The sequence below is a fragment of the Galactobacter sp. genome, from assembly GCF_022712295.1.
Taxonomy (GTDB): domain Bacteria; phylum Actinomycetota; class Actinomycetes; order Actinomycetales; family Micrococcaceae; genus Galactobacter.
The window spans coordinates 35,985-44,310 of the sequence record NZ_JALAGT010000062.1 but is presented as its reverse complement, the minus strand read 5'-3'; the positions used below and the strand labels follow the sequence as shown (position 1 = coordinate 44,310).

The following is an 8,326-nucleotide window of genomic DNA, read 5'->3' as shown; positions in this document are numbered from 1 at the left end:
GTCGATGATCGGCGATCGGCTGAACGAGGAATTGTTAGTGTGGACACACCATGACACTTCAAGACGAGTTGGCGTTGGCGTCCAGGCCGGACCTTTTCCAGACGGTTCCTTCGGCACGTCTCGCGAAGAACGGCCGGATCCTCGCCTGGACGCAGCCGGTACTGTTCCTGTTGGTCGCTGCCTGGTTTCTGACTCGGGGATCCACAAGCTACCTCGTGATCGGCCTGATCCTGGTGGTGGCCGGCGCTGTCGGCTTCTTTACGATGCGCAAGTGGGCCGGTGACGCCAAGGAATGGGCCCTCCGGGATGGCCGGGGGCTGAACAGCCGCAAGCTGCCCTTGCGGGAGGACGCCGAGGAAGCATGGAGGCGACTGGCCACGGGTGACGTCCTCTATTACACGCCACTGAAGGTGGAAGAGCGCCCCAACGGGAACGCACTGCATCAACTACATCTCTACTGGCCCACGGACGGCGAGAGGGTCACTTACCTGGCCATCACACCCAAGATTGCCAAGGACGCTGCGCCTCCCGACGTGCTCGAGCTCCGCGATCACAAGCACGATCAGTTCCACGCAGCGCTGGAGCACGGGTTGTTCAAGAAGTTCAGTGCCTGAAACCCCACCACGATCCGGTAGGCTTGTCCGCAACGTACGGGAGTACCCTTCAACGCCTCATCCGTCAGCACGCTAGGACGACGACGTCCAGCCGGGTGAAACGGCCTGACCCATGGTTTCGAACATCCGGGACAGGCGGGAAGACGTACGGCTCATGGCCGTATCCAAAACTCCCGAAAGGCGCGTGACTTGTTCGCCACCGTCTCCATTGCCGTCCTGATCCTGGTCATTATCCTGGATCTCCTCTATGTCACCCTCAGGCCCCACACTCCGTCCATGAAGGAATCGGCGGTCTGGGTGTCGGCCTACACCGGCCTCGCCATCGTCTTCTTCGGGCTGATGTGGTGGTTGGAAGGTAGTGGCCCGGCCACCGAGTTCCTCACCGGTTGGCTCACCGAATACTCGTTGTCCATCGACAATCTCTTCGTCTTCATCGTGATCCTCTCCGGCTTCGCCGTACCTCGTGAATTGCAGCAGCGGATCCTGCTTGTCGGCATCATCATCGCGCTGGTGCTACGTGCGGTCTTCATCCTCATCGGTGCCGGCGTGATCGCCCGCTTCTCCTGGGTCTTCTACCTCTTCGGCGCCTTCCTCCTCTTCACCGCTGTCCACCAGTTCCGCTCCGCGGTCGCTGAACGCCGCCACGTCACCTCGGCCACGGGCGAACCCGAGCCTCAGAAGGAGGGCATCGCGCAGAAGCTGTCCCGGAGACTGAACGTGGTGCAGGAGTTCGACGGCATGCGCACCCGCACCGTGGTGGACGGCGTGAAGCGGTTCACCCCGGTTCTGGCCGTGATCCTGGCCTTGGGTCTCACCGACCTGATGTTCGCCGTGGATTCGATTCCGGCGATCTTCGGCATCACCCAGGACCCGTTCATCGTCATGACGGCCAACCTCTTCGCGCTGATGGGACTGCGCCAGCTCTACTTCCTGCTCGGCGGCCTGTTGGATCGGCTGATCTACTTGAGCTACGGCATCGCCATTGTGCTCGGCTTCATCGGCGTGAAGCTGGTGTTGCACGCTCTGGGCCACAACGAGTTGGCCTTCGTCAACGGTGGGCACCACGTTCCGGTGCCTGAGATCAGTACCGCGTTGTCCCTGGTGGTGATCGTAGGGGTGATTGGCCTCAGCGTGGTGACCTCGCTGCTGTCCCCGCAGGGCAAGAAGATGGCGGCATTGCGTGCCAAGGGAGAATCGCTGCACCAACAGACTGCGTCGGCCGAGCCTGAGCGCAGTGATGCAACGGAGCCGGTCCGGAGCACAGGGGATCACTGACTACGCTTGTGTACGTGAATCTTCGTGAATCGTCGTCTTTCGTCAGCAGCGTCGTCGCCATCCTCGGAGCGGGGGCGCTGGTGCTCGGGATCGTCGGCTGCGCCGGTGCATCGGGCGCCGCGTCAGATGACGGTTCCGACTCCCCAGCGTCCATCACCGCGGTGTCCGGCGCCGACTCATCCGTGTCCCCGGTCCCGACGGGCACGGGCTTCGACTACCAGCTGGGTGGCGCCTACGACGCGCCCGACGGCGTGGGCGTCGTGGCGCGGGATCGAAGCGCGGCCCCGTTGGAAGACGGATACTCGATCTGTTACGTCAACGCCTTCCAGACCCAGCCGGGTGACACCAAGCTCTGGAAGTCCTCGCTGTTGTTGAAGAAGAACGGCAACCCGGTCACGGACCCGGACTGGCCGGATGAGATCCTGCTCGATACGTCCACCGCGAGCAAGCGGGCGGACATCGTGAAGGTGTTGACCCCCTGGATCAAGGGGTGCGCGCGTAGCGGCTACGCAGCGGTGGAGTTCGACAACCTCGATTCCTACACCCGCTCAGGCAAGGCCCTGAAGTACGAGCACAACGCCGCACTGGCCAAGAGCCTCGTGGAGGTGTCCCACGAGTCCGGGCTCGCGGCCGCTCAGAAGAATGTCGCCGAACGGTCGACTCAACTGAAACGGAGCGCGGGCTTCGACCTGGTCGTGGCGGAGGAATGCGCTGCGAACGAGGAGTGTGCTCAGTACTCGAGCGCCTACGGCACGCAGGTCGTGGACGTGGAGTACACGGACAACCTTCCGACGTCCTTCTCCGAGATGTGCAAGAAGCACGGTGCGCCGGAACTCATGATCCTGAGGGACCGCGACCTGCTCACGCCGGACGAGGACGGATACGTCTACGAGCCGTGCAACTGATCCCGACCCGAGTCGTCAGGCGCCGGCGACCCCGGTCCTGGTGAACAGCTGGGGCAGGATGGTGTCCGGATCGTCCCGGATCCCGTCGTGGTGATAATCGGGGCTCTCCCAGACCTGCAGGCCGCTCACCTGCGCCGCAGTGGTCAGGGACAGTTCCCGGTCCACGTAGATATCAGGTGTGTACACGGCTGCAGCCACTGGGACGCAATTGCGTGCCAGCTGCTCTCGGTCGTATAGCGGGCCCCACTGCGTGGTTGCATGCAGCGCGTGGGCCAGATCCCGGACCGGACGCAGGGACGGCACCTCGTCGAAATCCTGCGGGACGGCGTGCTCGCCGAGCAACCGTGGGCGTTCCGCGTCCGGAACATACTGCGGGAAGTCCTCGCGACGTACCCGGTCGGCGGCCCAGTCCGTGGCGGCACCTTCGGAATAGATGGACTCCTGGAGCAGCCAGTACAGCGGTGAGGCCAAGTGATCGAACTGTGCGGCGAGCGTGGAGAGGAAGGCTGCGGAGAGCCTGCGTTCTCCCGCGATGGTCACCACGGCCTCCTCCAACGCGTGGTGAAGCCCCTGCACCCGGGTGTTCCCACCCAGCATCATGCCCAGGTGCGCCACCGTGGTCTCGGTGACCTCGCCACCGTCGGCCAGCCGTTCCGGCGCGCCGGCGGCGCGGCGTGAACGCACGACGTCGTACACCTCGGCCAGGCGTTCCTCGTCCTCCGGGTGCCAGGCGAAGAACTCGTCCTCGCGTTCCCCGATCCGCCGATACGTGGCTCGGTAGACGTCGGTGGCGTCCCCGCTCATGCTGCCCAGGCCCGCCGTGATGAGGCTGCGGTCCAGGTGCTCTGGGGCGAAGGAGAGGTAGGACAGGGTGATGAACCCGCCGTAGGACTGGCCGAGCGTGGACCAGGATTCGATCCCGAGGCCCTGCCGAACCGCCTCGGCATCCGCGACGATGTCCGGCGCACGGAAGTGCGAAAGGTACTCGACCTGAGCATCGAGATTGCCCACGGCCGCGATGGAACGCGCGTCGATGGGGGAGGACAGCCCCGTTCCGCGTTGGTCGAGCAAAACGACCTGGAAGTGCGGAAGGAGGGTGGCGAGCCAGCCGGAAGCACCGCCGTCGGGCCTGAGTGCGGCCATGCCGGGGCCGCCCTGGAGGAAGACGAGCCATGGGCGGCGCTCCGCGCCGGGCTCGTCGGCGCGGGCGGTGCGTGCGAACACGCGCAGGGAACCGCGCGACGGTTCGGCGTGGACCAAGGGCACCTCGAAATGGTGCCCGGACGTGACGACGCCCCGCCAGGCCCGGGGCGTCGAGGTGGACAGGGGCGTGGCGGGGCGTGCGAACGTCATCGTGTGGTGCGGACTCCTCAGCGGGCCACGGTCAGGACGAGCTCGCCCTGAGCGCCGGCCAGGGTCACCTTGTTGCCGTTCACCGTCACGTCGACGTCGCCGCTGAGGGCGTCGTCGAGGCTCTGGGCGACCGTAGCGGCGTCGTCATCGGCGCACTTGTCCAGGTTGGAGCTGCCCGCCTCGTCGAAGGTGTACCCGGATCCGGAGGTGGTCACCGTGTAGACGGTGCCCGCGCAGAGTCCGATGGTGGTCACCAGGGCGCCGTCGTCGCTCGTGGCGTCACCGCTGACGCTCACCCCGGTGAAGGTACCGGGGTCGACCTTGGCACCGTCGAGGGTGAAGGAGGTCACCTCGTACGTGGCGTCCTCCGCCTTCAGGAACGAAGCCGCGTCGGTGGGTGCAGCAGCCTCGGAGGGCTCGGGAGCCAGGGTCTCCGAACCGGAGGTCTCCCCGGTCTCCTCCGACTCCTCCGCGTGCTCTTCCGCAGCGGCGGAAGCGTGTGCGGTGTCGGAAGCCTTGGGGGTGGGGGAGTCCATGGTGGTGATGTGCTTCGGGGCGCATGCGGACAGACCCAGGGCCAGGACGGTCAACGGGGCGGCGATGATGGCCGCGGTGCGGACGCGGCGAGCAGTGGCGAAGTTCGACATGTATCCAAGTCTAATGCCGATGCGCCGTCTCGTGGGTCAGCCGTCGAGCCGTCCCATGCCCGTCACGCGGACCACGGCCTCTCCTGCCTCGTCAGAGGCATCGAGATCCACGATGGCGTCGAAGCCCCAGTCGTGGTCCCCCTCGGGATCGGCGAACGTCTGACGGCAGCGCCACACGCGTCGGCCATCGGTTTCCTTGCCGGGGGTGATCTTGAGCAGTGCGGGTGAACGGCCTGCAGGACCGTCGTCCAAATCTTCGTGGTCGGCGAAGTAGTCGTCAAGCAGGTCTGCCCAGTCATCGGCGTCGAAGCCGTCGTCCGGGTCCAGCGCGGCCAGGCCGCGGTCGTCCTCGCGGCCGAAGAGCTGAACCCTGCGGAAGAGCTGGTTGCGTACCAACACGCGGAAGGCGCGTTCGTTGTCGGTGAGACGGGCCGGTTGCTTGGCCAATTCCTCGTCCGCCTGCGCAGGCGTCCTGCCCGCCGCGAGGGCTTCCCATTCGTCCAACAGGGAGGAGTCGGTCTGTTCGATGATCTCGCCCAGCCAGGCGACGAGGTCCTGCAGGGCCTCGGTGCGTTCGTCCTGCGGGACGGTCTGGCGCAGGGCCTTGTAGGCGTCGGTCAGGTAGCGCAGCAGTACGCCCTCGGAGCGGGCCAGCTGGTAGAGGCGGATGTAGTCGCCGAAGTCGCAGGCACGCTCGAACATGTCCCGCACCACGGACTTGGGCTTGAGCTCCTGATCTGCCAACCAGCCGGCACCCTCCCGGTACTGCTCGAAGGCCGGCTGCAGGCGGTTCTCCAGCGGGCGCGGCTCGTGGACATCGTCCAGGCGGGCCATGCGCTCGTTGTAGTCCACGCCGTCTGCCTTCATGGCGGCGATGGCCTCACCCTTGGCGAAACGTACCTGGGCGCCGATCACCTGGTGCGGGGACTCGAGCGTGGATTCGATGACCGTGAGGACGTCCAAGGCGTAGGCCGGATCCTCCGGGTCGAAGAGGTCGAGGGCAGCCACGGCGAAGCTGGAGAGCGGCTGGTTCAGCGCGAAGTTCTCCTGCAACGTCACGGTCAGCGCCAGAACGTTGCCCCAACGGTCCGGCTCGGTGCGTTCCACGACGCCGGTCGCCAGGAGTTCGCGGAGAATGCCGAGGGCCCGAAGCACGTGCGAGCGGCGACGCACCGGCGGCTCGTGGTTGTCGGTGAGCAGCGTCGCTGCGGCGGTGAACGAGTCCCCGTCGCGGGCCATCAGGTTCAGCAGCATGGAGTGGGTGACCTTGAAGGAGCTGGTCAGCGGCTCCGGGTCTGCGTGCACCAGGCGTTCGAAGGTCTTCTCTGACCAGGACACGAAGCCTTGCGGCGCTGACTTCTTCTTGACCTGCCTCAACTTCTTCTGATCGTCACCGAACTTGCCCCGCGCCTTCGCCATGGCGCGCGCGTTCTCGATCTCGTGCTCGGGTGCCTGCACCACGACGTCGCCCGCGGTGTCGTAGCCCGCGCGCCCGGCGCGACCAGCGATCTGGTGGTACTCACGAGCGGTGAGGTGCCGGGTGCGTTCACCGTCGAACTTGGACAGGGCCGTGATCAGCACGGTCCGGATGGGCACATTGATACCCACACCGAGGGTGTCCGTTCCGCAGATGACCTTCAGCAGGCCGGCCTGGGCCAGCTGCTCCACGAGCCGGCGGTATTTGGGCAGCATGCCTGCGTGGTGCACACCGATGCCTTGGCGCAGCATCTTGGACAGCGTCTTGCCGAATCCGGAGGCGAAGCGGAATCCGCCGAGCAACTCGGCGATGCGCGCCTTCTCCTCCTTGGTGCACAGGTTCACCGAGAGCAATCCCTGGGCGCGTTCGATGGCCTCCAATTGGCTGAAGTGCACCACGTACACCGGCGCGCGGTGCGTGCTCACCAGTTCCTCCAGGGTCTCCTGGATGGGCTCGGTTCCCCAGTGGTGGTGCAGGGGGATGGGACGCTCTGCACCCGAGACCGTGACGGCCTTGCGTCCGGTGCGCTCGGCGAGGTCGTTCTCGAAGAACTCGGTGGGTCCCAAGGTCGCTGAGAGCAGCAGGAACTGGACCTGGGGGAGGGTCAGCAGCGGCACCTGCCACGCCCATCCACGCTGCGGATCGGCGTAGAAGTGGAACTCGTCCATGATGACCACACCCACGTCCGCCTCCGATCCATGGCGCAGGGCGAGGTTGGCCACGATCTCCGCTGTGCAGCAGATGATGGGCGCGTCCGGGTTCACGGAGGAGTCGCCGGTCACCATGCCGACGTTCTTGGCTCCGAAGATGGAGATCAGGTCGAAGAACTTCTCGGAGACCAGCGCCTTGATGGGCGCGGTGTAGTAGCTGCGCTCGCCCCTGGCCATCGCGGCGAAGTGGGCGGCCACCGCGACCATGGACTTGCCCGACCCCGTCGGGGTCGCGAGGATGACGTGGTTACCCCCCACGAGCTCCATCACGGACTCGTCCTGTGCCGGGTACAGATTCAGTCCGCGGTCGGAGACCCAACCGGTGAAGGCGTCATAGGTGGCTTCTGGGAGGCGGGAGGTGGGCGCCGAAGGGACGCGGTCTGCGAGGTTCATGATGCTCCCCAGCCTACTGGGGGCAGCCGACACCTCGCTGCCCGCCCTTGACCGTCGGCACCCGAGGCGGTGGGATGGCGGCATGGCCTGGGATCCGACGCAATACACCAAGTTCATCAGCCAGAGGGAACGGCCCTTCCACGAGTTGCTTGCCCGGGTCGGCGCCACGGCGCCGGGGACCGTGCTCGACGTGGGGTGCGGTCCCGGCACTGCCACAGCCACGTTGCTTCAGCGGTGGCCTTCGGCCACCGTGACCGGGTTTGACTCCTCCGAGGAGATGATCCGGTCGGCCCGGCCGCTCGAACGCAGCACTCCTGGGGGCGGCCGCTTGGAGTTCTCTGTCGAGGACGCCCACGACGTGGACGTGGCGCAGGCCGACGTCGTGGTCAGCAATGCGATGCTGCAATGGATACCCGACCATCGTGAGCTGCTCGACCACTGGGCCAACGACCTCCGCTCAGGGGCCTGGCTGGCTTTTCAGGTCCCAGGAAACTTCGACGCGCCGAGCCACCGGCTGATGCGGGAGACCGCGGACGACGGTCCGTGGGCCACGGCCCTCCACGGCGTCCTGAGAGGGCCGGAGAGCGTGGACACCCCGGCGGGCTATGCCTCGGCGCTGATGGACAGTGGCCTTCGAGTGGACGCATGGGAGACCACCTACCTCCAGTGGCTCACCGGCCCGGACCCCGTCCTGGAGTGGGTCCGGGGCACCGGCCTGCGCCCGGCCCTCGCCGCACTGGAGGAACGCGCCCCGGACCTGCTGGATTCCTACGTCGAGACCTACACGCGGCGCCTGCGGGAGGCCTATCCGTCCCGCTCCATCGGCGCGGGCGACGAGCGCCAAGAGCTCACCGCGCTGCCCTTCCGTCGGATCTTCGTGGTGGCGACGAAGCCCTGAGGAGACGAAACCCTGAGGAGACGAAGCCCCGACGATCCGGGCTCGGCGCACCTG

General features: G+C 66.4%; 7 protein-coding genes. 4 read left to right on the top strand and 3 right to left on the bottom strand.

Annotation, left to right across the window (positions count from 1 at the left end):
- The first annotated feature begins 50 nt into the window (after window positions 1-50).
- The 3 genes from Q0A15_RS04975 to Q0A15_RS04965 all read left to right on the top strand — a co-directional run bounded on the left by Q0A15_RS04975 (window position 51) and on the right by Q0A15_RS04965 (window position 2,794).
- Window positions 51-614, top strand: coding sequence for a hypothetical protein (locus Q0A15_RS04975; protein ID WP_291278425.1), 564 nt, complete (start codon window positions 51-53; stop codon window positions 612-614).
- A 189-nt stretch (window positions 615-803) separates the two neighbouring features.
- Window positions 804-1,889, top strand: coding sequence for a TerC/Alx family metal homeostasis membrane protein (locus Q0A15_RS04970; RefSeq protein WP_291278424.1), 1,086 nt, complete (start codon window positions 804-806; stop codon window positions 1,887-1,889).
- A 14-nt stretch (window positions 1,890-1,903) separates the two neighbouring features.
- Window positions 1,904-2,794 (top strand): endo alpha-1,4 polygalactosaminidase, encoded by an 891-nt coding sequence (locus Q0A15_RS04965; protein ID WP_291278423.1) that lies wholly within the window; start codon window positions 1,904-1,906, stop codon window positions 2,792-2,794.
- A 15-nt stretch (window positions 2,795-2,809) separates the two neighbouring features.
- Here Q0A15_RS04965 and Q0A15_RS04960 read toward each other — a convergent pair whose 3' ends face one another.
- From Q0A15_RS04960 to Q0A15_RS04950, 3 genes are read right to left on the bottom strand one after another with little or no spacing between them, the layout of a single operon-like run.
- Window positions 2,810-4,147 (bottom strand): alpha/beta fold hydrolase, encoded by a 1,338-nt coding sequence (locus tag Q0A15_RS04960; RefSeq protein WP_291278422.1) that lies wholly within the window; start codon window positions 4,145-4,147, stop codon window positions 2,810-2,812.
- Window positions 4,148-4,164: 17 nt separating this feature from the next.
- Window positions 4,165-4,794 (bottom strand): hypothetical protein, encoded by a 630-nt coding sequence (locus Q0A15_RS04955; RefSeq protein ID WP_291278421.1) that lies wholly within the window; start codon window positions 4,792-4,794, stop codon window positions 4,165-4,167.
- A 36-nt stretch (window positions 4,795-4,830) separates the two neighbouring features.
- Window positions 4,831-7,374: an RNA helicase gene (locus Q0A15_RS04950; RefSeq protein ID WP_291278420.1), complete on the bottom strand. Its 2,544-nt coding sequence runs from the start codon at window positions 7,372-7,374 to the stop codon at window positions 4,831-4,833.
- Here Q0A15_RS04950 and Q0A15_RS04945 point away from each other — a divergent pair.
- Window positions 7,373-8,272 carry a methyltransferase domain-containing protein gene (locus tag Q0A15_RS04945; protein WP_291278419.1) on the top strand — a complete coding sequence of 300 codons (900 nt, stop codon included), beginning with the start codon at window positions 7,373-7,375 and terminating at the stop codon, window positions 8,270-8,272. The two genes, Q0A15_RS04950 and Q0A15_RS04945, sit on opposite strands and share 2 nt — an antisense overlap.
- The last annotated feature ends 54 nt before the right edge of the window (window positions 8,273-8,326 follow it).

Excerpts from the sequence above, each read along its gene's own strand:
- Q0A15_RS04975 (WP_291278425.1), top strand. The coding sequence starts at position 51 with ATGACACTTCAAGACGAGTTGGCGTTGGCGTCCAGGCCGGACCTTTTC.
- Q0A15_RS04960 (WP_291278422.1), bottom strand. The coding sequence starts at position 4,147 with ATGACGTTCGCACGCCCCGCCACGCCCCTGTCCACCTCGACGCCCCGG.
- Q0A15_RS04955 (WP_291278421.1), bottom strand. The coding sequence starts at position 4,794 with ATGTCGAACTTCGCCACTGCTCGCCGCGTCCGCACCGCGGCCATCATC.
- Q0A15_RS04945 (WP_291278419.1), top strand. The coding sequence starts at position 7,373 with ATGATGCTCCCCAGCCTACTGGGGGCAGCCGACACCTCGCTGCCCGCC.
- Q0A15_RS04950 (WP_291278420.1), bottom strand. The coding sequence starts at position 7,374 with ATGAACCTCGCAGACCGCGTCCCTTCGGCGCCCACCTCCCGCCTCCCA.